Consider the following 25445-nt stretch of genomic DNA (forward strand, 5'->3'; position numbering starts at 1 on the left):
GGCGATTCATACACGGTGGCTTTGTAGTGCTCCCTGAGACGTGTTGCAGCAGTGAGATTCTGGCCGTATTCGGCAGACGCAGTCCACCGCGCACGTAGTCGCGAATCATCATCACCCGCATGGTTTGTTAGTGCTGCATCCCCAACGAACAGGATCGGTGCGATCTCCCTCGCGAGCCTCGCTGCACCGGCTCGGCTGCTGCGCGTGCGGGCGCACCTGGAATCCGCGCTGCGCTTCAAGATCAACGTTCTATCCAGCACCTTCATCCCTTCGCAGGCTCTCAGCGTTGAGGCCTTCGGCGGGTTCGCGCTGGATTGCATGGTGCTGGGCGATGCCTACTCGGAGCGACGTCGCAACCGGCTGGGCGATCTGCTGGGAACTGCGCCCCGCGCTGGTCAAGTACATCCGGCGCGGCCTTGAGGCCGGCCGCTTTTTCTTCGTCACGGACCTGCAGAGCCCGCACGAATTTCCGCGCCACGACGTGTTCCAGCTGCGCGAGCAGGACATTCATCAGGAAATCTACGGCCTGCCGCCCTACCTGGGCGCGCTGCAGTCGGCCATGCTGAATGAATCGGCCAGCTGTTCCGCCGTCGCTACTACAACAACGGCAGCCACGCCGGCCTCATCTTCTACGTGACCGATGCCGCGCAATCCCAGGGCGATGTGGACAAGATGCGCGAGCAACTGACAATGATGTAGGGTGGCGTTGGCCCGCAATGAAATCGCTCCGCTGCAGGCGCGCATGGTCCCCGCCATCGACACCTGAGCCGGCCGCACGGTCTGCACGTCAAAGCCCTAAGTCCTGGAGGAAGCACAAGCCGCCGCTCCCGCCCTGCGCTGCAGCCCGCCCCGGCACGCCACAGTCCGCCCAGCGCGGGCTTTTCTTGGCCCTCCGCCGCGCCCACCCGGCCCCGCTGAATGCCCTCAGCGGCACGCCTGGCGTCCGGCCCCATCGCCGCGCTCCGGCCACCCGGCCAGCGCGCTCTGGCCCGCGCGACCCATTCCCGGGCGCGCGGTCTAGACCCCGCCGCGCCCGCTTGCTTCATGAGTCGTTTTTTTCGAGTGTGCCGCTCGATACCTGCGCCAAGCCCCGCGCCGCCCCGCGAGTCGTTCGTGGATCGTTTGGGATTTCGGGTTTTGAGCCAATGAGTTGTGTCTGACGCTCAATACCGGCGCCGCCGCAGCCGTGCGACGCCATACAGCCCAAGGATTGCAGACATGCTGATCAGCGCCCATTCGGACAGGGTGGGGATGGCCGCGGAAGTGGCGGGAGCTGGGGCCGCAAGTGCTTCAAAGATTTGAAATGGGATATCTTGGCTGGGCGAGGGACCTGCGAAATCGTCTAACTTCGTACCGCCAGCGTATGGATTCGTGTTGGTACCAGACAACGCAAATCCGCTCAACGCGAATGAATACTGAGAACCGGCGGTCACAGGAAAAGGCGTAGTGAGGACGATGGACGAAAACCCTGCTGCGTCACTTCCAGAGTCGGTCAGCGCAACAGCCTGGGTGTAAGCGGGCGCACCCACTGCGCCGACGGTGCCGCTACCATTGGCGCCGTTGTAGATGTACAGAGTTCCGCCCCCTGTTGTACGGCTGCGAACGTCGATACGATTGACTACACCCGTCAAAGTAGCCGTGAAGCTCTGCCCAGTTCCAGCCACCCCGTATGTCGCGATACCCACAGGTTGCGAGATGGTTTGAGCGTGAAGTTTGAACGTGCTGAGAAGCATCACGCTTGCCACTGCTCCGATTGATATTGCGCGCGAGAACTGCATTTCTTGATCCCATTTTTATGCAGCGGCGAGTATATGAGGCAAGGGATTGACGGATCGGTAGCCAGCAACTGCATATGACCCACAAACTGGTGTCGATCCGTTCGGATCCTCACCACAACGGAGCTGACCGATCCTTCCGTTTCCGCCAGAACATGCCCTGTGAATCGTGGGTCACAGGGCATTTGCTGCGCGGCGTCCGGGCAGCGGCATTCCCGATCCATTGGATGCAGATTGCCTTCGCCCAGAGCTACGTTTAGCCAGACCCACAAGGGCGTAGGCTCAAGCTGACGTCACCCAGCGGTTTTGACCCGCTTCGTGGTCGCCCGCCCGCACCTAACCTGTCGGTGATGCAAGGCCATTTTGCTTTGCACAAACTCTGGAGGAATCACCATGAACACCGATCAAGTCAAGGGCGCACTGAAGGAAGTAGCTGGCAAGGTTCAGCAAAAGACGGGCGAAGTGATCAACAGCCCCGAGCAACAAGCCAAGGGTGCGGCCAAGCAAGTCGAAGGCAACGTGCAGAAGAACTATGGCGACGCCAAGGAAGCGATCAAGGACGCTGCGAAGTAACCTTGATTTGAACTGCATGCTTCGGGGACCTGGTCTTGGAGCATGACGATGCAAGCCCTGCCGCAGTCGATGCGCAGGGCTTTGCTGTTGGTGCTTGGTATGGGGTTGGCGTTGCGGTGAGGTTGAGCGCGAGATGGGGCGTGCAGCACGCCACGCCATCAAGCCGTCGAATGATTCGCAGCTTGACCCGCAGCGTTCGTGTCCACGTTTGCACGTGTTTATTGGCCCAACGACCCACGACGCATTCGCCGCTATTCAACCCCAAGGGCTTCGAACGAAAAAGGGCTTCTGCTGCCAGAGGGCATCAGCCCGCCATCACTCTTCGATCGAAGCACTCCACCGATCACCCCAGCCCCGGGCTCCGACGCGAGCGATCTCGCGGCGGTCGCGTTTGGTGGGACGGCCTTCCTGCAGGGTGGCTGCGGGTTCCGGTGCCAGGCGCCTCTGCTCTGCCGCCTGCTCGCGGGTGGCAATGCTGTCGGGGGTTTCTTCGTAGAGTTGCTGTGCGACGGGCGCGGGGCCGCGGGCGCCGCTCAGGCCGCGCACCAGCACCGTTCGGGCCACGGGGCCCTGGCGCAGGGCCACCGTGTCGCCGCAGCGCAGGTCGCGCGCGGGTTTGACCGCCTGGCCGTTGACGGTGACGCGGCCTTTCACGATCTCTTCCGTGGCCAGGCTGCGTGTCTTGTAAAAGCGGGCGCACCAGAGCCACTTGTCCAGGCGCATTGTCTCCATCATGGTCGTCATGCAGCAGATTGTGCCGTGTGTGCGGCGTCAGCATTGTCAGCCGAGGGTTGCGACAGGGGTAGGCGCACCACGGCGTCCAGGCCCGCCACGCGGCTGCCTGCCATGCGGTTGGTCAGCACGATGCTGCCGCCCAGCGCCTGCACGATCTCGTGGCAGATCGCCAGGCCCAGGCCGCTGCCGGTGCGCACGTCACCGGCGGAGAAGGGCTGGAACAGGCGCGCTGCCAGCTCGTCGTCGATGCCGCTGCCGTGGTCGCTCACCGTGAGCGCCACATGGCGTCCGTCGGTGCGCAGGTCCACGGTCAGCTCGCTGCCCGGCGGCGCGTGGCGCACGGCGTTGTGCAGCAGGTTGCGGCTGAGCTCGCGCAGCATCCATTCGTGCGCCTGCACGCGCGCCACCTCGGTGTGGATGCCGAAGTCCAGGTCGCGCTGGGCGATCAGCGGAGAAATTTCCAGCGCGACCGTGCGCAGTATCTCGTCCATGCGCGTGATGGGCGGCGCGCTCTGCTGGCGCAGTTGCTCCACCTTGGCCAGGGCCAGCATCTGGTTGGCCAGTTGCGTGGCGCGGTCGACCGTGTCGCTGATCTCGTGCAGCGCCTGGCGTGGCTCCACGTCGCCGCGCAATGCGGATTGCACCTGGGTCTTGAGCACGGCCAGCGGCGTGCGCAACTGGTGTGATGCGTCGCGCACAAAGCGCTTTTGGTGCCGCAGCAGGTGGCGCAGGCGCTGCATGACTTCGTTGGTCGCGTCGATCAGCGGCTGCAGTTCGCGCGGGGCGGACGGGGCGGCGATGGGGCTCAGGTCGCCCTCCCTGCGGGCCTGCAGCTGGTGGCTGAGCTGGCGCACCGGGTTGGTGGCGCGCTGCACGACCAGTGCCACGGTCAAGGCCACCACGGCGATCAGCAGCGCCTGGCGCAGCAGGGTGTTGCGCAGGATCTGCAGCGCCAGGGTTTCGCGCACCTCCAGCGTCTCTGCCACCTGGATCACGGCCATGGCGCGCCCGCTGGAGCTGGCCACCGGCTGCAGCAGCACGGCCACGCGCACCGGCAGGCCGCGAAAGGTGTCGTCGTAGAAATCGACCAGCGCGGCATAGGGCGGACGGGTAGGGATGGTGCCGCGCCACAGCGGCAGTTCGTCGAACCCCGAGATCACCTCGCCCTTGAGGTTGGAGACGCGGTAGTACATGCGGCTCTGGTTGTCTGCCTCGAACGCTTCCAGCGCCGAGTAGGGCACGGTGGCGCGCAGGTGGGCGTTGTCGTCGTAGCCCGTCACGTCCAGTTGCTCGCTGATGCTTTTGGCCGACGCCAGCAGGGTGCGGTCGTAAGCCGTGTGCAGCGAGGCCAGGGTCTGGTGGTACAGGCTGTAGGTGTTGTAGGTGATGAACACCGCCACGGGCACCAAAATGCCCAGCAGCAGGCGCCGGCGCAGCGAATGCGGTCGGGGCTCCCGCGGCGTGCGGGCCGTGGCGGTGGGTGCCTCGCGGTCCGTCATGCGTCTGTCCGCAGCAGGTAGCCCAGGCCGCGCAGCGTCATCAGCGTCAGGCCCGTGCCCACCAGCTTCTTGCGCAGCCGGTAGACCACCACCTCGATGGCTTCGTACTGCACGTCGAGCTGGCCGGGGAAGACCAGCTCGTACAGCCGCTCCTTGGTCACCGCGTGGCCGGGCTGGGCCAGCAGGGCGTGCATCAGGGCCAGCTCGCGCGGGGTCAGCTCCATGACCTCGCCGTTCAGGTAGATGGCGCCGCTGTTGGTGTCGTAGCGGATGGCCCCGATCTGCAGGATGCTGGGGGGCAGGGCGGTGTTGGCCACCGGGTCCGCACTGCGCCGCACCAGCGCCCGCAGCCGGGCCTCGAGTTCGTCCAGGTCGAAGGGTTTGGGCAGGTAGTCGTCGGCGCCCGAGTTCAGCCCCATGATGCGGTCGCCCACGGTGCCGCGCGCGGTGAGGATGATCACCGGCGTGCGCAGGCCGCGCGTGCGCGCCTGCTGCAGCACCTGCAGGCCGTCGAGCCCGGGCAGGGTCAGGTCCAGCACCACCGCATCGGGCGGCTGGGCGGCCCACTGCGCCAGCGCAGCCCGCCCGTCGCCCACGGGCGTCACCTCCATGCCGCGCCGGGTTAGGGCCCGGTGCAGTGTGGCCTGCATGGTGGGGTCGTCTTCTACGAGCAGCAATTTCATGCGCGGGACCATATCACTGTGACGGGCTGGCTGTGTGCATCCAGCCAGATTTGCAAAAAGGCATCTCCGGCCCTTCACAGAGTCTATCTACCGACAGCCGCGCTGCGATACCGGCGCGCCCCAAGGCCAGTGCACCCGCGGAACTGGTTTTGCCAGGCCGCGGGGTGCGTCCCCCTGAAGGGGGAAGGCGCGCAGCGCCACAGGGGGGATTCAATCACTCCCGTGGAACTGGCTTTGCCAGGCCACCGGGTGCGTCCCCCTTCAGGGGGGAAGGCGCGCAGCGCCTCAGGGGGTTTTCCCTTACTTTGTGGACAGCCGTTTGACAGGCAGGGCGCGCATCATCGACAGGTTCGACAAACCATAAGGAGACTCTGATGCGTCGCGATACCTTCCTCAAGTCCCTGGCCGCCATGGCGGCCGTGGGTGCCTTGCCGCTGGCTGCCCATGCCGCGGCAGCCATCAAGATGATGATTCCTGCCAACCCTGGTGGTGGCTGGGACACCACGGGCCGTGCCCTGGGCAAGGCCATGCAGGATGCCGGCGTGGCCAGCTCGGTCACTTATGACAACAAGGGCGGCGCTGCCGGCGCCATCGGCCTGGCCCAGTTCGCCAACGCCAGCAAGGGCGACCCCAACGCGCTGATGACCATGGGCGCCGTGATGCTGGGCGGCATCATCACCGGCAAGCCACCGGTCGGCCTGGACAAGGTGACCCCCCTGGTGCGCCTGAGCAGCGAATACAACGTGTTCGTGCTGCCGGCCAACTCGCCCTTCAAGTCGATGAAGGACGTGGTCGACCAGCTCAAGAAGGACCCCGGCAGCGTGAAGTGGGGCGGCGGCTCCCGCGGATCCACCGAGCACATCGCAGCGGCCATGATCGCCCGCGAAGTGGGCGTGGACCCTGCCAAGATCAACTACGTGGCCTTCCGTGGGGGCGGTGAAGCCACTGCGGCCATCCTGGGCGGCAACGTCACCGTGGGCGGCAGCGGCTACAGCGAGTTCGCCGAATACATCACCGCCGGCAAGATGCGCGCCGTGGGCGTGACCTCTGCCACGCGCCTGAAGGGCGTGAACGTGCCCACGCTCAAGGAGCAGGGCATCAACGTGGAGATCGGCAACTGGCGCGGCGTGTACGGCGCAGCCGGCATCACCGCCGAGCAGCGCAAGGAATTGGTCGACGCGCTGTCCAAGACCTACAAGCACAAGTCCTGGCAGGACGCCATGGAAAAGAACGGCTGGACGCCGGCTTGGCTGGCGGGCGATGATTTCGCCAACTTCGTGGATGCCGAGTTCGCCAGCCTGCGCGCCACGATGGCCAAGTCCGGAATGATCTGACCGGCTGCACGCCCGGGGGCGGCGCGCGCACTGCGCCGCGCCGCCGCTCCGGGCAGCGCGCCATTCAGGGCTCCATGCAGCCCTGTCGTTGTTTTCGCGGAATAAAAACATGACACAACAACATTCCTCTCGCTCCACGGGCTTGCAGACGGTGGTCGGCGCCGGCGTTCTGGTGCTGGGCTGCCTGCTGGCCTGGGGCGCCACCTCCATCAGCTCCGAGGCGGGCTATGGCGGCGTGGGCCCCAATTTCTTTCCCTGGGTGGTGGCCATCGTGCTCGTGTTCTGCGGGGCACTGTCCATCCTGCATGCCCGCACGGGCGGCTTTCGTGACCTGGAAGAAGCGTCTGGCGACGAGCAGGCCCACTGGAAGGGCTTCGTCTGGGTGTCTGCAGGCCTATTGCTCAATGCGCTGCTGATCACCACCATCGGCTTCATCCTGAGCTGTGCGCTGTGCTTCGTGCTCGCGGTGCGGGGTTTCAAGAGCTCCGAGGGCCGGCTCGACCTGAGTGCCAAGGCCTGGATCAAGGACCTCTTCATCGGTGTGGCCGTGGCCGCGCCGGTGTTCTGGATGTTTACCCAACTGCTGGCGATCAATCTGCCCGGCCTCACGAACACGGGATGGCTGTAAAGCCCGCACACCATGGATACCTGGAACCTTCTGCTGCAGGGCTTCATCACTGCAGCCACCCCCATCAACCTGATGTGGGCCTTCGTGGGCTGTGTCATCGGCACCGCCGTGGGCGTGCTGCCCGGCATCGGCCCCGCAGTGGCCGTGGCCATGCTGCTGCCCATCACCGTCAAGGTGGAAGCCACCGCATCGATGATCTTCTTCGCGGGCATCTACTACGGCGCCATGTACGGTGGCTCCACCACCTCCATCCTGCTCAACACGCCCGGTGAGGCCGGGTCCATGGTGACGGCCATGGAGGGCAACAAGATGGCCAAGAACGGCCGCGCCGGAGCGGCGCTGGCCACCGCGGCCATCGGCTCGTTCGTGGCGGGCACCATCGCCACCGTGCTCGTGACCTTCTTCGCCCCCGTGGTGGCCGAATACGCCGTGCGCCTGGGCCCGCCCGAGTACTTCATGCTCATGGTGCTGGCCTTCACCACTGTGAGCGCGGTGCTGGGCAAGAGCACGCTGCGCGGCATGGTGGCGCTGTTCGTCGGCCTGGCCCTGGGCCTGATCGGTATCGACCAGCTCACCGCACAAGCGCGCTACACCGCCGGTGTGCCCGAGCTGATGGACGGCATCGAGGTGGTGCTGATCGCGGTGGGCCTGTTCGCCGTGGGCGAAGCCCTGTACAACGTGATGTACGAAGGCAAGACCGAAGAGACGCAGAACAAGCTGACCAGCACGCACATGACCAAGCAGGAATGGCGCCGCTCGTGGCCCGCGTGGCTGCGCGCCACGGCCATCGGCTTCCCGTTCGGCACCGTGCCGGCCGGCGGCAGTGAGATCCCGACCTTCCTGAGCTACGCGGCCGAGAAGAAGCTGAGCAAGCACAAGGAAGAGTTCGGCACGACCGGCGCCATCGAAGGCGTGGCCGGCCCCGAAGCCGCCAACAACGCAGCCATCACGGCCACGCTGATCCCGCTGCTCACGCTGGGCATCCCCACGTCGAACACCACGGCGATTTTGCTGGGCGCGTTCCAGAACTACGGCATCCAGCCCGGCCCGCAGCTGTTCAGCAGCAACGGCGCACTGGTGTGGGCGCTGATCGCGTCGATGTACATCGGCAACGTCATGCTGCTGATTTTGAACCTGCCGCTGGTGGGCCTGTGGGTCAAGCTGCTCAAGATCCCCAAGTCGTACCTGTACGCGGGCATTCTGGTGTTCGCCACGCTGGGCGTGTACGGCATGCGCCAGAGCGCGTTCGACCTGGTGCTGCTGTACGCCATCGGCCTCTTGGGCGTGGTGATGCGCCGCTTCGACTTCCCTGCAGCGCCTGTGGTGGTGGGCATGATCCTCGGCCCCCTGGCTGAAGCGCAGATGCGCAATGCGGTGGCCATCGGCGAAGGCAAGTGGACCATCTTCTTCGAGCGCCCCGGTTCGCTCACGCTGATGATCATCGTCGTGGCCGTGCTGATCCTGCCTCGCCTGGCACGCCGCTGGGCTGCCCGCAAGCTGGCACTCGCGCAGGCGCAGGGCTAGGCCCGGGCGCAGACACGCTCTGCAGTCTGCGCTGCAGCAACAAAAAAACCGCGCCTCCCAGCGCGGTTTTTTTATGGGTCAGCAGCAAAGTCATCGCAAGCCAGACACCCAAGGCCCTGACGTCCTTCGATGCCCTCCCCACCAGGAGGCTTGCTCAACGAGGGCAGATTCTATCATAAAATGCGAATAGTTCTTATTTGCAAAGGTGGTGCATGCATTCACTTCCGCAGGAGTTTCTGGCGCTGTGCCGCCAACTGGGTGACGCACAACAGCGCTGCAGTGCCGCAATTGCGGCGCAGGCTGCGCAGATCGATGCCTTGACCGCCGAGGTGGTGCGCCTGCGCGGGGCGGTCGTGCTGCGCGACACGCGCCTGGCCATTGCCCGGGACGAGCTGGAGCAGCTGCAAGCCGCGCACCCCGGGCTGCCGCGCCGCAAGGCCATGGCGCGGCACATCGGCCAGCTGGCAGAGCGCATCACCGCCTTGTCGCGCGAGTGCCTGCGCTGGCGCCAGGCGGCGGCGCAGGGCGCCAGCACGGCAAGGCAGGGTGAGGCAGGGCTGGTCCATCCGCCATCCACCGCAGCAGCGCACGTCCCCGCGCCGCTGCATGCCGCACCGCTCCCGCTTGCGGTGCATGCCTTTCACCCCACGCCCCACACCATCGCGCGCGACGATGCCGAAGCGGCCGAGCACATGGCCCTGGACGCCAACCTCGCCGCTGCCGACCTGGTGATCTGCCAGACCGGCTGCATCAGCCACGACCAGTACTGGCGCGTGCAGGACCACTGCCGCCGCACCGGCAAGCCCTGCATCCTGGTAGACCAACCCCTGGCCGTGCGCGAGGCTGAGGTGCTCGCGGCGATCCAGCCCATGGTGGTGCTGCGGATGACGCGGTCGCAGTATCCGGCGGGGGTGGCCGGAGGCATCGAGGCATCTGCACTTTTGAATGAAAATGCCACCTAGCGCTGGATGGTAAAGCGCCAGCAGCTATATTTTGTATAGCAAATGGTGCTTGCAGTACCTGCACTCGCCGCCGCGGTGGTGCGGCCCCGCCCAGCGCCACCGCGCTACCATCCGCGGATGTCTTTGCTCACCGATGACGCCCCCGCCCTGCCGCTGGACGCCCAGGGCATTCTGGAACTGGCGGCGCGCTCCATGTTCCAGCTGTTCTCCAGCGTCAGCCAGGGCATGTTCCTGGTGGACCGCAGCGGGCGCATCGTGTGGGTCAACGAGGGGTACCAGCGCTTTCTGCCCGACCTGGGGTTCTCGTCGGTCGACCAGTTCGTCGGCCGCACGGTCGAAGAGGTGATCCCCAACACCCAGATGCGCCGCGTGCTGGAGACCGGCCAGCCCGTGCTGATCGACCTGCTGACCAACAAGGCCGGCACCTTCGTGGTCAGCCGCATCCCGCTGCGCGACGATGCCGACCGCGTGATCGGTGCCATCGGCATCGTGCTGTTCGACCACCCCGAGACCACGCTGCAGCCGCTGATCAGCAAGTTCGCTTTGCTGCAGCGCGACCTGGACGACGCGCGGCGCGAGCTGGCCAGCCAGCGCCGGCGCAGCCTGGCCGTGGCGGGCGACGGCGAGCGGCGCTCCAAGTACACCTTTGCCAGCTTCATCGGATCGAGCCCTGCCGCCGCCGAGGTCAAGCGCCAGGCGCGGCGCGCGGCGCAGTCGCAAAGCCCCGTGCTGCTGCTGGGCGAGACGGGCACCGGCAAAGAGCTTTTGGCCCACGCCATCCACGCTGCGTCGAGCCGCGCGGGCGGCCCCTTCGTCAGCGTCAACATCGCCGCCGTGCCCGACACCCTGCTGGAGGCCGAGTTCTTCGGCGTGGCCCCCGGCGCCTACACCGGCGCCGACCGCAAGGGCCGCGACGGCAAGTTCAAGCTGGCCGATGGCGGCACGCTGTTCCTCGACGAGATCGGTGACATGCCGCAAAGCCTGCAGGCCAAGCTGCTGCGGGCGCTGCAGGAAGGCGAGATCGAACCCCTGGGCTCCAACAAGCTCGTGCCCTTCAACGTGCGCATCCTGGCCGCCACCTCGCGCGACCTGGCCGCGCTGGTGCGCGAGGGCAAGTTCCGCGAAGACCTGTTCTACCGCCTGCACGTGCTGCCGGTGCGCGTGCCGCCGCTCAGGGTGCGGCGCAGCGACATCCCCGCGCTGGTCGAAGCCCTGGGCGAAGACCTGGCGCTGCGCAACGGCACGCCCCCGCCCGAGCTGCTGCCCGACGCGCTGGCCCTGCTGGCCGGCCAGCCCTGGCGCGGCAACATCCGCGAGCTGCGCAACGTGCTGGAGCAGGCCGTGATGCGCTCGGACTCGCAGTCCATAGACGCCGCACAGCTCGAGCGCGTGCTGCGCGAGGCCGGCGTGGAGCCCGCAGCACCCGTGCAGGACACCACCGCCGTGGTGGTCGAGGCCGAGGATGAATCGCGCTACCTGCGCCCCCTGGCCGAGCAGGTGGCCGAGCTGGAGCAGCGCGCCATCCACGCCGCCATGAAGGCCCATGGCGGCAACAAGCTGGCCACCGCACGGCAGTTGGGCATCTCGCGCGCAACGCTCTATGGACGTCTGGAAAACCCTGAATAAATTTCAGGCAAGTGTCTGAAATTCAGGCAATTTGACTGTATTGATTTCAGGCATGACCTTGGCGGCGCTGAGGAAATTTTCTTAAGAATCAACGGCTTGTGCCTTGGCACGAACTGTGCAATGTTCAGGCATCAACACAAAGGAGACATCGCCATGCACCGTCGCACCCTGGTCGCCCTCGCTGCCGCCGCAGTCACCGCAGCCGCCACGCTGTCCGCCCCCGCGTTCGCCCAGTCGTCCGGCGAGATCCGCATCGCCCACATCTACAGCAAGACCGGCCCGCTGGAGGCCTATGGCAAGCAGACCCAGACCGGCCTGATCATGGGCCTGAACTACGCTACCGGCGGCACCATGACCGTCAATGGCAAGAAGCTCGTCGTCATCGAAAAGGACGACCAGGGCAAGCCTGACCTGGGCAAGAGTCTGCTGGCTACCGCGTACTCCGACGACAAGGCCGACATCGCCGTGGGTCCCACGTCGTCCGGCGTGGCGCTGGCACTGCTGCCCGTGGCCGAGGAATACAAGAAGATCCTGCTGGTCGAGCCCGCCGTGGCCGACTCGATCACCGGCGACAAGTGGAACAAGTACATCTTCCGCACCGGCCGCAACAGCAGCCAGGACGCCATCTCCAACGCCGTGGCGATCGACAAGGAAGGCGTGACGGTGGCCACGCTGGCCCAGGACAACGCCTTCGGCCGCGACGGCGTCAAGGCCTTCAAGGACTCCATCAAGAAGGCCAAGCTCTCGCACGAGGAATACCTGCCCGCCGCCACCACTGACTTCACCGCCGGTGCCCAGCGCCTGATCGACAAGCTCAAAGACCAGCCCGGCCGCAAGATCATCTGGATCGTCTGGGCCGGCGCCGGCAACCCGTTCAAGATCGCCGACCTGGACTTGAAGCGCTACGGCATCGAGATCGCCACGGGCGGCAACATCTTGCCGGCCATGGCCAGCTACAAGAACTTCCCCGGCATGGAAGGCGCCACCTACTACTACTTCGGCATCCCGAAGAACCCGGTGAACGAAGCCATGGTGGCCGCGCACTACAAGGAGTTCAAGACCCCGCCGGACTTCTTCACCGCCGGTGGCTTCAGCTCGGCCATGGCGCTGGTCACCGCGCTCAAGGCCACGGGGGGTGACACCAACACCAACAAGCTCATCAAGACCATGGAAGGCATGAGTTTTGAGACCCCCAAGGGCAAGATGACCTTCCGCAAGGAAGACCACCAGGCCATGCAGAGCATGTACCACTTCAAGATCAAGGTGGACCCGGCCTTTGCCTGGGGCGTGCCCGAGCTGGTGCGCGAGATCAAGCCTGAAGAGATGCAAGTGCCGATTCGCAACAAGCGATAAACGGTTTGCGTGGCCCCGCTGGCTGACGTCCGTTCAGTCCGGCGGGGATCCATCCTCGCGGGGGCGGCCGCCCCTTTTTTTCCAGTGGATTGATGCATGAACCTCCGGGTCTACACGGAGGCTGGGTCAGACTTTCTCAAAATTATTTGGAGACAAGACAACATGGCTTTCAATTTCATCCGGGCGGCTGCAGCAGGGGCTGCTTTGGCACTGTGCGCATCGGGCGGCGCTCACGCTGCCGTCAACCTCCCCGCACTCAAGATCGACAAGACACAGACCACCGTGTCGGGCCTGTCGGCCGGCGGCTTCATGGCCGTGCAGCTGCACGTGGCGTACTCGGCCACCTTTGCCAAGGGCGCGGGCGTGGTCGCCGGCGGGCCGTTCTACTGCGCCGAAGGCTCCATTGTCAACGCCACCGGGCGCTGCATGGCCAGCCCCGCCAGCATCCCCACCAGCACGTTGGTGAGCACCACCAACACCTGGGCCAGCCAGGGCCTGATCGACCCGGTGGCCAACCTGCAGAACTCCAAGGTCTACCTGTTTTCGGGCACGCTCGACAGCGTGGTCAAGACCGGCGTGATGGACGCACTGCGCACCTACTACAACAGCTTCGTGCCCGCGGCCAACGTGGTCTACAAGAAGGACATCGCGGCCGAGCACGCCATGGTCACCGACGACTATGGCAACGGCTGCTCCACCAAGGGCGCGCCCTACATCAGCGACTGCAACTTCGACCTGGCCGGCGCCATGCTGCAGCACCTGTACGGCACGTTGAGCCCGCGCAGCACTGCTGCGCTGCCCACGGGCAACTACGTCGAGTTCAACCAGAACCAGTTCATCACCAACCATGGCATGGCCACCACCGGCTGGGCCTACATTCCGCAGGCCTGCCAGGCGGGCGGCACGGCCACCTGCAAGCTGCACGTGGTGCTGCACGGCTGCAAGCAGAACATCAGCGATGTGCAGCAGCAGTACGTGCGCAACACCGGCTACAACCGCTGGGCCGAGACCAACAACATCGTGATGCTCTACCCCCAGACCAGCACCGCAGCCACCAACAGCTGCTTTGACTGGTGGGGCTACGACAACGCCAACTACGCCAAGAAGTCCGGCCCGCAGATGGCCGCCATCAAGGCCATGGTGGACCAGGTCTCCAGCGGCGGCGGCACGACCAACCCGCCCACCAACCCGGCCTTGCCCGCCCCCGCGGGCGTGAGCACCTCGGGCGCCACGGCCAGCTCCATGGTGGTGGGCTGGGGCGCCGTCTCGGGCGCGGCCAGCTACAACGTCTACCGCAATGCGAACAAGGTCAACGCGCTGCCGGTGAGCGGCACGAGCTACACCGACACCGCCCTGGCAGCCTCCACCACCTACAGCTGGACGGTGCGCGCCGCCGACGCCAACGGCGCCGAGGGCGCTGCATCGGCCGCCGCAACGGGCACCACGCTCGCTGCACCGGGAGGTGGCGCCACCTGCACCACTGCCAGCAACTACGCCCACACCATGGCCGGCCGGGCGTATGTGTATGGCGGCTACACCTTCGCGCTGGGCTCCAACCAGAGCATGGGGCTGTGGAACATCTTCGTGAACAACACCTTGAAGCAGACCAGTCCCAACTACTACGTCATCGGCACATGCCCTTGACCATGCGCTGAACACCGCGCGCTCTGTCCATGTCAGGGCAGGGCGCGCGGTACCCCTGAAAGACGACGACCGTGAAAGTGACGCACTACCCATGAGCACCTTGTCCACCAAGGACTTGACCATCCGCTTCGGCGGCCACGTGGCGGTCAACGCCGTGACCTGCTCCTTCGAGCCCGGCACGCTGACCGCCATCGTGGGCCCCAACGGCGCGGGCAAGACCACGTACTTCAACCTCATTTCGGGGCAACTGCGCGCCACGGCGGGCAGCGTCACGCTGGGTGGGCAGGACCTCACGGGGCAGTCCGTCTCGGCGCGCACGCATGCGGGCCTGGGCCGGGCGTTTCAGCTCACCAACCTGTTCCCCAACCTCAGCGTGCTGGAGAACGTGCGCCTGGCCGTGCAGGCCACGCAAGAGGGCAAGCACCGCCGGGGCCTGAACCTGTGGAGCATCTGGAGCGACCACCGCGACCTGACCGACCGCGCCCGCGCCATCCTGCAGGCGGTGGCCATGCTCGACCGCCAGGACACGCCTGTGGCGAGCCTGCCGCACGGCGACCAGCGCAAGCTCGAAGTGGCGCTGCTCATGGCGCTGGAGCCGCAGGTCTACATGTTCGACGAACCCACGGCCGGCATGAGCCACGACGAGGCCCCCGTGATCCTGAACCTGATCCGCGAGCTGAAGAAGGACAAGACCAAGATCATCCTGCTGGTGGAGCACAAGATGGACGTGGTGCGTGAGTTGGCCGACCGCATCATCGTGCTGACCAACGGCACCCTGGTGGCCGACGGCGTGCCCGCCGAAGTCATCGCATCGCCCGTGGTGCAGGAAGCCTATCTCGGCGTGACGAAGGAGGCGGCCGCATGACGACCCCCAACACCCCCAACAACACGGGCAACCTGCTCGAACTCAAAGGTGTGCACACCCACATCGGCGCGTACCACATCCTGCACGGCGTCGACCTGGCCGTGCCCAAGGGCCAGCTCACCATGCTGCTGGGCCGCAACGGCGCGGGCAAGACCACCACGCTGCGCACCATCATGGGCCTGTGGCATGCGTCGCAGGGCAGCATCCACTTCGCAGGCCGCGACATCACGGCCATGAACACGCCCGCCATTGCCGGCATGAACATCGCCTACGTGCCCGAGAACATGGGCATCTTCGCGGACCTCACGGTGAAGGAAAACATGCTGCTGGCCGCGCGCGGCGCCAAGAACGCTGCGCAGATGGACAGCTCGCGCCTGGAATGGATCTTCCGGCTCTTCCCGGCCGTCGAGAAGTTCTGGAACCACCCCGCGGGCAAGCTCAGCGGCGGACAAAAGCAGATGGTGGCCGTGAGCCGCGCCATCGTCGAGCCGCGCGACCTGCTCATCGTGGACGAGCCCAGCAAGGGCCTCGCGCCCGCCATCATCAACAACATGATCGAGGCGTTCGACCAGCTCAAGAAGAGCGGCGTGACCATCCTGCTCGTCGAGCAGAACATCAACTTCGCCAAGCGGCTGGGTGACACCGTCGCCGTGATGGACAACGGCCAGGTGGTGCATGCAGGCAGCATGGCCGCGCTGGCGCAAGACGAGGCATTGCAGCGGTCGCTGCTGGGGCTGGCACTATGACAAACACTCTGAATTTCAAGCCTTTTGGTGCTCTACCGCTGGATGGGCAAGCGCAAGCAGCTATCGAAATGGTAGCAAAGCCCGTCGCAGCACCCACACGCCCAGGAGGTCCGGCATGAGCATCATCGCCCGCGACTTCGACTGGAAACCCTTGGCCCTGGTGCCGGCGCTCGCGCTGCTGGTGCTGCCCTTCATCGGCTCGCCCAGCACCTGGCTCACGCTCACGGTGGCGGGCCTGGCCATGGGCATGATCATCTTCATCATCGCCTCGGGCCTCACGCTCGTGTTCGGCCTGATGGACGTGCTCAACTTCGGCCACGGCGTGTTCATCGCGCTCGGTGCCTTCGTGGCCACCAGCGTGCTGGGCGCCATGGGCGACTACACGCAAAGCGCCGACCTGTGGCGCAACCTGATGGCGGTGCTGCCCGCCATGCTGGTGGCCATGGCCGTCGCCGGGGCGGTGGGCCTGGCGTTCGAGCGCTTCATCGTGCGGCCCGTGTACGGCCAGCACTTGAAGCAGATCCTCATCACCATGGGCGGCATGATCATCGGCGAAGAGCTGATCAAGGTCATCTGGGGCCCCGCGCAGATCCCGCTGCCGTTGCCCGAAGGCATGCGCGGCTCGCTGCTGATTGGTGACGCCGCCATCGAGAAATACCGACTGATCGCCGTGGCGGTGGGCCTGGTGGTCTTCGGCGTACTGGCCTGGACGCTGTCGCGCACCAAGGTCGGCCTGCTCATCCGCGCGGGCGTGCAGGACCGCGAGATGGTCGAGTCGCTCGGCTACCGCATCCGCCGCCTGTTCGTGGGCGTGTTCGTCGTGGGCTCGGCCCTGGCGGGCCTGGGCGGGGTGATGTGGGGCCTGTACCAGCAGAACGTGATCCCGCAGATGGGCGCGCAGGTCAACGTGCTGATCTTCATCGTGATCATCATCGGCGGCCTGGGGTCCACGGGCGGCGCCCTCATCGGCGCGCTGCTGGTGGGGCTGATGGCCAACTACACCGGCTTTCTGTTGCCCAAGGTGGCGCTGTTCTCCAACATCGCGTTGATGGTGGCCATCCTGCTGTGGCGTCCGCAGGGCGTCTACCCGGTCGCCAACCGTTGATGAGGAGCCCCACAACATGCTGAACCGACTTCTCTCCGGCGACTACCCGCGCAGCAAGGTGCTGGCGGTGATCCTCGTGGCCATCTTCCTGGGGCTGGCGTTCGCGCCGTTCCTGTTCCCGGGCGTCAAGGCGCTGTCCGTCGCGGCCAAGGTGCTGATCTTCGTGGTGCTGGTCGCCAGCTTCGACCTGCTCCTGGGCTACACCGGCATCGTGAGCTTTGCGCACACCATGTTCTTCGGCATCGGGGCCTATGGCATTGCGGTGGCCACCACGCGCATGGGGCCCACCTGGACCGCGCTGGGCGTGGGCCTGGGTGGCGCGCTGGTGCTCTCGCTGCTGCTGTCGCTGGCCGTAGGGCTGTTCTCGCTGCGGGTGCGCGCCATCTTCTTCGCGATGATCACGCTGGCCGTGGCCGCGGCGTTCCAGACGCTGGCGTCGCAGCTGTCGGACATCACCGGCGGCGAAGACGGCCTGACCTTCAAGGTGCCCGAGATCCTGTCGCCCAGCTTCGAGCCGTTCGACGAGCCCTTCCTGGGCGTCACGCTGGATGGGCGGCTGCTGTGCTACTACCTGCTCTTCGTGGTGGCCGTGGCGCTGGTGCTGGCGCTGCTGCGCATCGTGAACTCGCCCTTCGGCCGCGTGCTGCAGGCGATCCGCGAGAACGAGTTCCGCGCCGAGGCCATCGGCTACCGGGTGGTGGTGTACCGCACCACATCGAGCGTGCTGTCGGCCCTGTTCGCCTGCTGCGCGGGCGCCATGCTCGCGCTCTGGCTGCGCTACAACGGGCCGGACACCTCGCTCAGCTTCGAGATCATGATGGACTGCCTGCTCATCGTCGTGATCGGCGGCATGGGCACCATCTACGGCTCGGCCATCGGCGCCGTGCTGTTCCTCGTGGCGCAAAGCTACCTGCAGGATTTGCTGCGCCTGGGCAGCGAGGCCGCGTCGGGCCTGCCCTGGCTGTCCGGGCTGCTGTCGCCCGACCGCTGGCTGCTGTGGCTGGGCGTGCTGTTCGTCCTGTCGGTCTATTACTTCCCCACCGGTGTGGTGGGGCGCCTGCGCGCGGCCGCGGCGCGCAAGGCCTGAGCACCACACGTCCGCCAGCGCGGACGTGGGTGGCGCCCGCAGGAGCGGGCGTGGGTGAGGTGCGGGGTAGCTGTGTAAAAAAGTGAAGACAAAAAACAGGAGACAAGCACATGGTGAAGAAAAGCATCCACGGGGGCCTGCGCCCCTTCGTCCCCGCGGCCCTGGCGGCAGCGGTCCTCGCGGCCTGCGGCGGCAATGGCGGTGACAGCAGCAACAACAACGCACCCGCCCTCAACGCCAAGCCCGCGTACCTGGGCGCCATCAGCGAGACCAGCTACGACGGCACCAGCAACGACCTGCTGACCGCAGGCCTCGGGGCCAGCGGCCTGGCCGCAGCCCTGCCGCCGGCCTATGCCGACCCGCTCAAGCCCACGGCGGCCGAGCTGCGCCGCACGGCCATCCACACCAACTACCGCGGCATGCTCGACATGACCGCCGCGGGCGGCTACGGCCTGCTGTACGGCCCCAACGTCGATGCGCAGGGCAAGGTCACCACGGGCGAGGGCAAGGTGGCGGGCACCGAGTACATCGCCTTTGCCGACGACGGCACGGGCCGCAAGAACGTCACGCTCATGGTGCAGGTGCCCACCACGTTCAACCCGGCCAAGCCCTGCATGATCACGGCCACCACCTCGGGCTCGCGCGGCGTGTACGGCGGCATCTCCACCGGCGAATGGGGCCTGAAGAAGGGCTGCGCCGTGGCCTACTCGGACAAGGGCACGGGCGGCGCACCGCACGACCTGCAGAACGACACCGTGCCGCTCATCGACGGCACGCGCGCCACCGCTGCCGCGGCGGGCAAGAACGCGGCCTTCAACGCCGGCCTCACGGCCACCGAGCTGGCTGCCTTCAACACCGCCACGCCCAACCGCTTCGCCTTCAAGCACGCGCACTCCGGCCAGAACTCCGAGAAGGACTGGGGCACCACCACGCTGCAGGCGGTGGAGTTCGGCTACTACGTGCTCAACCAGCGCTACGGCAACACCGACGCCGCCGGCCAGCGCCTCAAAACACTCACGCCCGCCAACACCATCGTCATCGCGTCCAGCATCTCCAACGGCGGCGGCGCCGCCATTGCCGCGGCCGAGCAGGACACGCAGGGCCTCATTAGCGGCGTGGCCGTGTCCGAGCCGGCGCTCGAGCTGCCGGCCAACCCCGGCGTCACCGTGCGCCGCGGCGGCACCACCGTCGCCGTCACGGGCAAGACGCTGGTGGACTTCACCACCTATGCCAACCTGTACCAGGCCTGCGCGTCGCTGGCCGCCTCGGTCAGCACCAGCCCCTATGCGGCTGCGTACGCTGCGGGCTTTGCCAGCGCGGCGCTGCCCATTGCGCCCAACCGCTGCGCGGCACTGAAGACCGCCGGGCTGCTGTCGGCATCCACCACCGCCACGCAGGCCGAAGAGGCGCTGCAAAAACTGCGCGACTACGGCTGGGAGCCCGAGTCGAACGACCTGCACGCATCGCTGGCCGCGTTCGAAGTCGCGCCCGCCGTGGCAGTGACCTTTGCCAACAGCCTCTCGCGCGCCAGCGTGAAGGACCACCTGTGCGGCTTCAGCTACGCCGGTGCCACGGCAGCCGGTGCGGTGGCGCCGCTCGCACCCGCCGCGCTGGCGGGCATGTTCGCCACGGGCAACGGCGTGCCGCCATCGGGCGGCATCCAGCTCATCAACAACCAGGGCAGGCTGGGCGCGGCGCGCGACTTCCTGTCGGTGTCCGAGTCCGGCGTGGCCGACTGGAACACGCCGGGCGCGCTGTGCCTGCGCAACCTGGTCACCGGCACCGACGCCGCCGCCAAGAAGCTGCAGGCCGGCGTGGACGAGACCCGCCGCAACGGCAACCTGCGCGGCAAGCCCGCCATCATCGTGCACGGCCGCGCCGATGCGCTGCTGCCCGTGAGCCACACCTCGCGCCCCTACGCCGCGCTGAACAAGAAGGTCGAGGGCGCGGGCAGCAAGCTCAGCTATGTGGAAGTGGCCAACGCCCAGCACTTCGACAGCTTCATCGGCCTGCCCACGGTGCTGCCCGGCTACGACACCCGCTACGTGCCGCTGCACGTGTACCTGAACCACGCGCTCGACGCGGTGTACGAGCACCTGGCCAACGGCAAGGCACTGCCCGCCAGCCAGGTGGTGCGCACCGTGCCGCGCGGCGGCGTGGCCGGCAGCGCGCCCGCCATCACCGCGGCCAACGTGCCACCAATGGCCGCCACGCCCGTGGCCGCCAACGCCATTGCCGTCACGGCAGCAGGCGCCATCACCATCCCCGACTGACCGCAAGGAGCTTCGCAAGACCACCGCAGTCCAGCCCCCCCGGTTGAGCACAGGCCCCGTGCCCGCGCTCACCGGAAGGCTGCGCGAACGACATCCGAACGGAGACACGACACGATGGACCAACTCAAACGATGGAGCCGCTGCGCAGCCTCCAGGCTGGCGTCAATGGCGGCAATGACGGTGGCCGTGTGCAGCGCCGCCCTGGCGCCCCCGCTGCACGCGGCCGAGGTCGTGGTGGGGCAGGTGGCCCCGCTGTCGGGCGTGCTGGCCAGCACCGGCGCGCAGATGGTGCTGGGCGGCAAGATCTACTTCGACTGGGTCAACGCCCAGGGCGGCGTGCACGGCGCCACCATCCGCCAGGAGGTGGTGGACGACGCGTACAAGGTCGCAGACACCGTGCGCCTGACCCGCGGCATGCTGGCGCGCCCCGACGTGGTGGCGCTGTACGGCTTTGCGGGCACCGCCAACATCACGCAGCTCTTGGCCGACGGCGTGCTGGAGCAGGGCGGCGCCGCGCTGGTGGCGCCGTACACGGGCGGCGAGTCGCTGCGCAGCCCGTTCAACCCCTGGATCTTTCATGTGCGTGCGGGCTACGTGGACGAGACCGAGCACATGGTGCAGCAGCTCACCACCCTGGGCATGAACCGCGTGGCCGTGATGTACCAGGACGACGGCTTCGGCAAGGCGGGCCTGGCGGGCGTGGAGGCGGCGCTGGCCAAGCGCAACCTCAAGCTCGTGGTGGCCGCGGGCTACGAGCGCAACACCGACCAGGTCGATGACGCCGTCAAGGCCATCAAGGCCGCCGATGTGCACGCGGTCATCATGATCGCCATCAACAAGCCCGCCGCCGCGTTCATCCAGCGCTACCGCGAGCAGGGCGGCGGCGCGCAGTTGTACAACATCTCGGTGGTGGACCCGACCGAGCTGGTCAAGCTCGCGGGCATCAAGAACGCGCACGGCCTGGGCATCAGCCAGGTGGTGCCCTACCCCTACCGGCCCCAGCTGCCCGTGGTGCGCGAGTACCAGTCGCTGCTCAAGAAATACGCGCCCGAGGCCGAGGTCAACTACACCAGTTTCGAGCAGTTCCTGGGCGCCAAGGTGCTGGTGGAGGCCCTGCGCCGCGCGGGGCCCGCGCCCTCGCGCGCCCGGGTGGTCAAGGCGCTGGAGTCGCTGCAGAGCTACGACCTGGGCGGCATCACGCTCGGCTATTCGCCCACCAACCGCATCGGCTCGCGCTATGTGGAGGTCACCGTCATCGGCAGCAACGGCCGCCTGATGAAATAGTACGGATATGCCTTCAACCGTTGAACGTCGTTGGTTCGCCTTGCCGTGCTACAGCACTGTCTGCGGCTCCCGCCTAGTTGAACGGTCGAATGCACATCCGTCCATGCCGCCCCGCATACGCAGCCGCCCGCCGTTTTCCATTTTCGTTTTCGTCCCCAAAGGTTGCCACCATGTCCCCCACTTCGCGCTACGCCACCTGCGCCGGCTATGAGATCCACTACATGGAGTGGGGCGCACCCGATGCGCCGGTAGTCATCGCCTGGCACGGCCTGGCGCGCACCGGGCGCGACATGGACGAGCTGGCCGCCCACCTGGCGCCACGCTTTCGCGTGATCTGCCCCGACACCATCGGCCGGGGCCTGAGCCAGTGGGCCCGCGTGCCAGGGGACGAATACCAGCTGTCGTTCTACGCACGCATCGCGGCCGATCTGTTCGACCAGCTCTCCATCGACAAGGCGCACTGGGTGGGCACATCGATGGGCGGGGCCATCGGCACGGTGTGCGCGTCGGGCCTGTTCGAGCCGCAGCTCAAGGGGCGCATCACCAGCCTGCTGCTCAACGACAACGCGCCCCGCCTGGCCGATGCGGCGCTCGAACGCATCAAGGCCTATGCGGGCCACCCGCCATCGTTCGGCACGGTGCAGGAGCTCGAAGCGTTCTTCCGGCAGGTGTACCAGCCCTACGGCTGGCTGAGCGACGAGCAGTGGCGCCGCCTGACCGAGACCTCTACCCGCCGCCTGCCCGACGGCCGCGTGACGCCGCACTATGATCCGGCCATGGTGCAGCAGTTCACCCACCACACCAACGACTACCTGATCTGGGACCACTACGACGCGCTGGACATCCCCGTGCTGTGCCTGCGCGGCGAGCAGTCCGACCTGGTGCTGCGCGACGTCACCGCCGAGATGCTGACCCGCGGCCCCGGCGCGCGCGGCCAGGCCCAGGTCATCGAAGTGGCCGGCTGCGGCCATGCCCCGGCGCTGAACGTGCCCGCGCACTACGCGCTGGTCGACCGGTTTTTGGTGCACGGCGTGAAGGACCCCGGCCCGGCCGAGCCCGCCATGGTGCGGTCTGCCGGCGGTGCGGGCCTGCATGCGAAGGCGCCGGTGCAGTACCGCGCCGCCACGCACCTGCAGTGGCCGTGATGGCTGTGATGACTGTGATGACTGTGATGACTGTGGCACAGCGATGAAGAAACTGCTGGCGCTGACCGCCTCGCACCTGCTGGCCGTGGCGGTGGGCTTTGGCGCGGGGGTGTATGTGCTGCCCATCCTCATCGCGCCGGCCAGCCCCACGCCGCAAGACCTGCAGCCCAGCGCGTCCACCGCGCAGTGGACGGCCACGCTGCGCCGCGACCTCAAAGGCAGCGACGCGCTGCACTGGGGCGAGGGCACGGTCCACATCGGCCCGCACAGCATCAGCCTGCAGGGCCGGCTGGCCCCCGGGCCCGACTACAAGCTGTACCTGTCGCCCCAGTTCGTGGAGACCGAGGCCGACTTTCTGCGCATCAAGCCGCAGATGCTGCGCATCGGCGACGTCAAGACCTTCGACAACTTCATCGTCCCGGTGCCGCAGGGCGCAGACCCTGCCAGGTTCAACACCGTGGTCGTGTGGTGCGAGACCTTCGGCCAGTTCATCACCGCAGCGCAGTACCGCTAGCGGTGCGCAACCCGTTGGTGGCTGTCGGGGCTTTGGCGGTTGCCGCAGCCGTGGTTACGGTTGCTGCTGGGCCAGTTGCGCCAGGGCTGCCTGCACGCCCGCCAGGCCGCCGACCCGCTGGTCGTTGATGAAGACCTGCGGCATCTGCCGCACCGACGGTCCGCACTTGGCGTAGAAAGCCAGGCGCTCGGCCTCGTCGTCGATCTTGATCTCTTCAAAGGGCAGGGCGCGCGACTGCAGCAGCTTCTTGACGGAGTCGCACTGCGGGCAGGCGGACTTGGAATACACGGTGATTTTGAGCGTCATGGGCGCAAGTTTACGGGCGCCGCTGCCCGCCTGCGCGGCTGGGGGCATCTGCCCGCTGCGGCACAATGGCGGCGGCAGGGGGGTTGCGGCCTGGTGCCGGGCTTACCATGCACCACCTGCCGTCACCGCAGTCAGCCGCCCTGTTCAACTGTCTGTTCAATCCGCGCGCCCAGCCCCCGTACCCTGGTATCTCTGCACACCCATGCGCATGCGCAAGAAGCACGACCTGCCGCACAAGACCTGCCTGCACTGCGGCCTGCCCTTCACCTGGCGCAAGAAGTGGGAGAAGGTGTGGGACGAGGTGAAATACTGCTCGGACCGCTGCCGCAGCGAACACAAGCGCCAGCGCCCGGCCGATGGCGGCAGTGCCGGCCCCTGACCGGCCAGTGCGCTGCGGCGGTCAGCCCACACACCGGCCGATGGATCGTTTCGCAGATGGAAGCATGGTCGCCTCGCCGCTTCACCGCTTCACCACCTGACGGCGTCAGCGCCTGAACCGGTCCCCATTGAAGTACGTCAGCTCCACAAAATCCGTCCCGTTGTGGTCCTGCGGCCCATACCGCAGCTCGAAGCCGCCCATGTCGTACGGCCGCATGGAGTGCAGCGCCTCCATCAGCTTCTCGCGCGACGCGGCGCGGCCCGCGCGGCGCAGCGCCTCGATCATCAGGCGGCCGCTCACATAGCCTTCGAGCGACGAATACCCCGGCGCGCTGCCCTCCACGCGCTTGAGCGCGGCCTGGTAGGCCTTCACCAGCGGTATCGCCACGCTGTCGGGGTTGGGCACCACCTGCGCCACCGTGATGCCCTTGGCCGACTCGCCCAGCGCGGCCAGCAGCGGGCGCGAGCCCAGGAACGAAATCGAGAACGCCGGCGCCTTCACCCGCGCACGCAGCGCCTTGTAGAACGGAATGCCCATCGCCCCCACCGACAGCGACGTCAGCGCGTTGGGCTGCCACGCCGCAATCTCGTCCACCGCACGGGCAATGCCCTCGGGTGTCTCGGTCACGAGGAACGCCTTCCACGCCGTGTTGCCATGCGCCTTGGCCGCCGCGTCGAACGCCGCCAGCGTGGCCTTGCCAAACGGGTTGTCGAAGTACGCCACCGCGCATTTGGTGAACCCGGTGGAGCCCAGCTGCTGCACGATCTTGTTCAGCTCCTGCGCATAGCTGGCGCGCGCATGGAACACCAGCGGGTTGAAGGGCCGCAGCGCGTCCGACCCCGTGGCCGGCGCTATCACCGGCACCTTGGCGGCCATGGCCACCGGCAGGGCGCCCATCACGCTGGTGGTGCCGCCGCAGCCCAGCAGCGCAAAGGCGCGCTCCTGCTCGACGAGCTTGCGGGCGTTGTCGGTGGCCTTGGCCGGGTCGCCGCCGTCGTCCAGGCTCACCAGCTCCAGCTTGCGCCCGTCCACGCCGCCCTTGTCGTTGGCCTCGATGAACGCGGCGTTGATGCCCTTGTTCATCTCCACAAACGGAAACGCCAGCGGCCCGCTGAGCGCCGCCGTCTGGCCGATGCGCCAGGCCTCGGCAGGCTGCGCGTGCACCCACGCAGGGGCCGTGGCGGCCGAGGCCGCCGCAGCGGCAGTAAGCAGCCGGCGGCGCGTGAGCGGCGGCGGAGCGCAAGGGGCTGGAAGGGTGGGCATGGGCCAGGTCTCCTGTCGTTCTGTGTCCTGCCAGCCGGGCCCGCACAGGGCGCACCCGCCGCTGGCGGCGCGGCCAGTATCCAGCGCCGCCCGGCCCGCACCGGTCGGGGAAAACACTGGCTGCACCGCCCCGCGCGTCACC

25 protein-coding genes are annotated in these 25445 nt (G+C 67.1%); 19 read left to right on the forward strand and 6 right to left on the reverse strand.

From position 1 onward, the window contains the following. Window positions 1-331: 331 nt before the first annotated feature. Window positions 332-637, forward strand: a complete 306-nt coding sequence (locus ACSQ3D_RS05405; RefSeq protein WP_436126188.1) for a hypothetical protein — start codon at window positions 332-334, stop codon at window positions 635-637. A 526-nt stretch (window positions 638-1163) separates the two neighbouring features. Here ACSQ3D_RS05405 and ACSQ3D_RS05410 read toward each other — a convergent pair. Continuing rightward, window positions 1164-1733, reverse strand: a complete 570-nt coding sequence (locus ACSQ3D_RS05410; RefSeq protein WP_436126715.1) for an IPTL-CTERM sorting domain-containing protein — start codon at window positions 1731-1733, stop codon at window positions 1164-1166. A 119-nt stretch (window positions 1734-1852) separates the two neighbouring features. On the opposite strand from ACSQ3D_RS05410, the gene ACSQ3D_RS05415 reads away from it, so the two are divergent. Then, a complete protein-coding gene (locus tag ACSQ3D_RS05415; RefSeq protein WP_436126189.1) occupies window positions 1853-2035 on the forward strand; it encodes a hypothetical protein in 183 nt (60 codons plus the stop codon). A 133-nt stretch (window positions 2036-2168) separates the two neighbouring features. Continuing rightward, entirely contained in the window at window positions 2169-2348 is a 180-nt protein-coding gene (locus ACSQ3D_RS05420) for a CsbD family protein (RefSeq protein ID WP_056418794.1), read from the forward strand. A gap of 315 nt (window positions 2349-2663) precedes the next feature. Here ACSQ3D_RS05420 and ACSQ3D_RS05425 read toward each other — a convergent pair whose 3' ends face one another. Genes ACSQ3D_RS05425 through ACSQ3D_RS05435 form a run of 3 tightly spaced genes read right to left on the reverse strand, consistent with a single transcriptional unit; the run spans window position 2664 to window position 5277 of the window. Then, entirely contained in the window at window positions 2664-3092 is a 429-nt protein-coding gene (locus tag ACSQ3D_RS05425; protein ID WP_056418791.1) for an RNA-binding S4 domain-containing protein, read from the reverse strand. Then, the gene (locus ACSQ3D_RS05430) at window positions 3089-4582 is read right to left on the reverse strand and encodes a sensor histidine kinase (protein ID WP_056418788.1); all 1494 of its coding nucleotides are present in this window, start codon (window positions 4580-4582) and stop codon (window positions 3089-3091) included. The genes ACSQ3D_RS05425 and ACSQ3D_RS05430 overlap by 4 nt, the downstream gene beginning before the upstream one ends. Beyond that, complete coding sequence (locus ACSQ3D_RS05435) at window positions 4579-5277, reverse strand: response regulator transcription factor (protein ID WP_056169927.1); 699 nt, start codon at window positions 5275-5277, stop codon at window positions 4579-4581. Before ACSQ3D_RS05435 ends, ACSQ3D_RS05430 begins: the two co-directional genes overlap by 4 nt. 362 nt (window positions 5278-5639) lie before the next feature. Between ACSQ3D_RS05435 and ACSQ3D_RS05440 the strand changes: the two genes are divergently transcribed. The 15 genes from ACSQ3D_RS05440 (at window position 5640) to ACSQ3D_RS05510 (ending at window position 23355) form a co-directional block, all read left to right on the forward strand. Further along, a complete protein-coding gene (locus tag ACSQ3D_RS05440; RefSeq protein WP_436126190.1) occupies window positions 5640-6599 on the forward strand; it encodes a Bug family tripartite tricarboxylate transporter substrate binding protein in 960 nt (319 codons plus the stop codon). A 109-nt stretch (window positions 6600-6708) separates the two neighbouring features. Beyond that, a complete protein-coding gene (locus ACSQ3D_RS05445) occupies window positions 6709-7227 on the forward strand; it encodes a tripartite tricarboxylate transporter TctB family protein (protein ID WP_436126191.1) in 519 nt (172 codons plus the stop codon). A 12-nt stretch (window positions 7228-7239) separates the two neighbouring features. Further along, the gene (locus tag ACSQ3D_RS05450; RefSeq protein ID WP_396506851.1) at window positions 7240-8751 is read left to right on the forward strand and encodes a tripartite tricarboxylate transporter permease; all 1512 of its coding nucleotides are present in this window, start codon (window positions 7240-7242) and stop codon (window positions 8749-8751) included. Between the two features lie 212 nt (window positions 8752-8963). Continuing rightward, window positions 8964-9713 carry a DUF2325 domain-containing protein gene (locus ACSQ3D_RS05455; RefSeq protein ID WP_436126192.1) on the forward strand — a complete coding sequence of 250 codons (750 nt, stop codon included), beginning with the start codon at window positions 8964-8966 and terminating at the stop codon, window positions 9711-9713. Window positions 9714-9830: 117 nt separating this feature from the next. After that, the gene (locus ACSQ3D_RS05460; protein WP_056170676.1) at window positions 9831-11339 is read left to right on the forward strand and encodes a sigma-54 interaction domain-containing protein; all 1509 of its coding nucleotides are present in this window, start codon (window positions 9831-9833) and stop codon (window positions 11337-11339) included. Between the two features lie 153 nt (window positions 11340-11492). Further along, window positions 11493-12692: a substrate-binding domain-containing protein gene (locus tag ACSQ3D_RS05465; RefSeq protein ID WP_056169913.1), complete on the forward strand. Its 1200-nt coding sequence runs from the start codon at window positions 11493-11495 to the stop codon at window positions 12690-12692. Window positions 12693-12854: 162 nt separating this feature from the next. Further along, entirely contained in the window at window positions 12855-14336 is a 1482-nt protein-coding gene (locus tag ACSQ3D_RS05470; protein WP_436126193.1) for an extracellular catalytic domain type 2 short-chain-length polyhydroxyalkanoate depolymerase, read from the forward strand. Window positions 14337-14427: 91 nt separating this feature from the next. Continuing rightward, on the forward strand, window positions 14428-15201 hold the full coding sequence (locus ACSQ3D_RS05475) for an ABC transporter ATP-binding protein (protein ID WP_218384666.1): 774 nt from the start codon (window positions 14428-14430) through the stop codon (window positions 15199-15201). Then, complete coding sequence (locus ACSQ3D_RS05480) at window positions 15198-15947, forward strand: ABC transporter ATP-binding protein (protein ID WP_436126194.1); 750 nt, start codon at window positions 15198-15200, stop codon at window positions 15945-15947. The genes ACSQ3D_RS05475 and ACSQ3D_RS05480 overlap by 4 nt, the downstream gene beginning before the upstream one ends. Window positions 15948-16062: 115 nt before the next feature. Continuing rightward, a complete protein-coding gene (locus ACSQ3D_RS05485; RefSeq protein WP_436126195.1) occupies window positions 16063-17052 on the forward strand; it encodes a branched-chain amino acid ABC transporter permease in 990 nt (329 codons plus the stop codon). 16 nt (window positions 17053-17068) lie between these two features. Further along, a complete protein-coding gene (locus tag ACSQ3D_RS05490; RefSeq protein ID WP_056418758.1) occupies window positions 17069-18139 on the forward strand; it encodes a branched-chain amino acid ABC transporter permease in 1071 nt (356 codons plus the stop codon). Window positions 18140-18249: 110 nt separating this feature from the next. Then, window positions 18250-20412, forward strand: a complete 2163-nt coding sequence (locus ACSQ3D_RS05495) for a D-(-)-3-hydroxybutyrate oligomer hydrolase (RefSeq protein WP_436126196.1) — start codon at window positions 18250-18252, stop codon at window positions 20410-20412. Window positions 20413-20577: 165 nt separating this feature from the next. After that, window positions 20578-21696: an ABC transporter substrate-binding protein gene (locus ACSQ3D_RS05500; protein ID WP_436126716.1), complete on the forward strand. Its 1119-nt coding sequence runs from the start codon at window positions 20578-20580 to the stop codon at window positions 21694-21696. A gap of 170 nt (window positions 21697-21866) precedes the next feature. After that, window positions 21867-22841: an alpha/beta fold hydrolase gene (locus ACSQ3D_RS05505; RefSeq protein ID WP_436126197.1), complete on the forward strand. Its 975-nt coding sequence runs from the start codon at window positions 21867-21869 to the stop codon at window positions 22839-22841. A 43-nt stretch (window positions 22842-22884) separates the two neighbouring features. Further along, complete coding sequence (locus ACSQ3D_RS05510; RefSeq protein WP_056418751.1) at window positions 22885-23355, forward strand: DM13 domain-containing protein; 471 nt, start codon at window positions 22885-22887, stop codon at window positions 23353-23355. A 54-nt stretch (window positions 23356-23409) separates the two neighbouring features. On the opposite strand, the gene ACSQ3D_RS05515 is transcribed toward ACSQ3D_RS05510, so the two are convergent. Continuing rightward, the gene (locus ACSQ3D_RS05515; protein ID WP_056169887.1) at window positions 23410-23661 is read right to left on the reverse strand and encodes a glutaredoxin family protein; all 252 of its coding nucleotides are present in this window, start codon (window positions 23659-23661) and stop codon (window positions 23410-23412) included. A gap of 202 nt (window positions 23662-23863) precedes the next feature. On the opposite strand from ACSQ3D_RS05515, the gene ACSQ3D_RS05520 reads away from it, so the two are divergent. Then, entirely contained in the window at window positions 23864-24040 is a 177-nt protein-coding gene (locus ACSQ3D_RS05520) for a DUF2256 domain-containing protein (RefSeq protein ID WP_436126198.1), read from the forward strand. A gap of 105 nt (window positions 24041-24145) precedes the next feature. On the opposite strand, the gene ACSQ3D_RS05525 is transcribed toward ACSQ3D_RS05520, so the two are convergent. Continuing rightward, entirely contained in the window at window positions 24146-25303 is a 1158-nt protein-coding gene (locus ACSQ3D_RS05525; protein ID WP_436126199.1) for an ABC transporter substrate-binding protein, read from the reverse strand. Window positions 25304-25445 lie beyond the last annotated feature (142 nt).

The organism is Acidovorax sp. LjRoot117 (assembly GCF_964252695.1).
GTDB lineage: Bacteria > Pseudomonadota > Gammaproteobacteria > Burkholderiales > Burkholderiaceae_C > Acidovorax.

Bases quoted from the DNA above. Each gene is read 5' to 3' on its own strand.
- ACSQ3D_RS05405 (WP_436126188.1), top strand. From the start codon at position 332: ATGCCTACTCGGAGCGACGTCGCAACCGGCTGGGCGATCTGCTGGGAA.
- ACSQ3D_RS05410 (WP_436126715.1), bottom strand. From the start codon at position 1,733: ATGCTTCTCAGCACGTTCAAACTTCACGCTCAAACCATCTCGCAACCT.
- ACSQ3D_RS05415 (WP_436126189.1), top strand. From the start codon at position 1,853: ATGACCCACAAACTGGTGTCGATCCGTTCGGATCCTCACCACAACGGA.
- ACSQ3D_RS05420 (WP_056418794.1), top strand. From the start codon at position 2,169: ATGAACACCGATCAAGTCAAGGGCGCACTGAAGGAAGTAGCTGGCAAG.
- ACSQ3D_RS05425 (WP_056418791.1), bottom strand. From the start codon at position 3,092: ATGACGACCATGATGGAGACAATGCGCCTGGACAAGTGGCTCTGGTGC.
- ACSQ3D_RS05430 (WP_056418788.1), bottom strand. From the start codon at position 4,582: ATGACGGACCGCGAGGCACCCACCGCCACGGCCCGCACGCCGCGGGAG.
- ACSQ3D_RS05435 (WP_056169927.1), bottom strand. From the start codon at position 5,277: ATGGTCCCGCGCATGAAATTGCTGCTCGTAGAAGACGACCCCACCATG.
- ACSQ3D_RS05440 (WP_436126190.1), top strand. From the start codon at position 5,640: ATGCGTCGCGATACCTTCCTCAAGTCCCTGGCCGCCATGGCGGCCGTG.
- ACSQ3D_RS05445 (WP_436126191.1), top strand. From the start codon at position 6,709: ATGACACAACAACATTCCTCTCGCTCCACGGGCTTGCAGACGGTGGTC.
- ACSQ3D_RS05450 (WP_396506851.1), top strand. From the start codon at position 7,240: ATGGATACCTGGAACCTTCTGCTGCAGGGCTTCATCACTGCAGCCACC.
- ACSQ3D_RS05455 (WP_436126192.1), top strand. From the start codon at position 8,964: ATGCATTCACTTCCGCAGGAGTTTCTGGCGCTGTGCCGCCAACTGGGT.
- ACSQ3D_RS05460 (WP_056170676.1), top strand. From the start codon at position 9,831: ATGTCTTTGCTCACCGATGACGCCCCCGCCCTGCCGCTGGACGCCCAG.
- ACSQ3D_RS05465 (WP_056169913.1), top strand. From the start codon at position 11,493: ATGCACCGTCGCACCCTGGTCGCCCTCGCTGCCGCCGCAGTCACCGCA.
- ACSQ3D_RS05470 (WP_436126193.1), top strand. From the start codon at position 12,855: ATGGCTTTCAATTTCATCCGGGCGGCTGCAGCAGGGGCTGCTTTGGCA.
- ACSQ3D_RS05475 (WP_218384666.1), top strand. From the start codon at position 14,428: ATGAGCACCTTGTCCACCAAGGACTTGACCATCCGCTTCGGCGGCCAC.
- ACSQ3D_RS05480 (WP_436126194.1), top strand. From the start codon at position 15,198: ATGACGACCCCCAACACCCCCAACAACACGGGCAACCTGCTCGAACTC.
- ACSQ3D_RS05485 (WP_436126195.1), top strand. From the start codon at position 16,063: ATGAGCATCATCGCCCGCGACTTCGACTGGAAACCCTTGGCCCTGGTG.
- ACSQ3D_RS05490 (WP_056418758.1), top strand. From the start codon at position 17,069: ATGCTGAACCGACTTCTCTCCGGCGACTACCCGCGCAGCAAGGTGCTG.
- ACSQ3D_RS05495 (WP_436126196.1), top strand. From the start codon at position 18,250: ATGGTGAAGAAAAGCATCCACGGGGGCCTGCGCCCCTTCGTCCCCGCG.
- ACSQ3D_RS05500 (WP_436126716.1), top strand. From the start codon at position 20,578: ATGGCGGCAATGACGGTGGCCGTGTGCAGCGCCGCCCTGGCGCCCCCG.
- ACSQ3D_RS05505 (WP_436126197.1), top strand. From the start codon at position 21,867: ATGTCCCCCACTTCGCGCTACGCCACCTGCGCCGGCTATGAGATCCAC.
- ACSQ3D_RS05510 (WP_056418751.1), top strand. From the start codon at position 22,885: ATGAAGAAACTGCTGGCGCTGACCGCCTCGCACCTGCTGGCCGTGGCG.
- ACSQ3D_RS05515 (WP_056169887.1), bottom strand. From the start codon at position 23,661: ATGACGCTCAAAATCACCGTGTATTCCAAGTCCGCCTGCCCGCAGTGC.
- ACSQ3D_RS05520 (WP_436126198.1), top strand. From the start codon at position 23,864: ATGCGCATGCGCAAGAAGCACGACCTGCCGCACAAGACCTGCCTGCAC.
- ACSQ3D_RS05525 (WP_436126199.1), bottom strand. From the start codon at position 25,303: ATGCCCACCCTTCCAGCCCCTTGCGCTCCGCCGCCGCTCACGCGCCGC.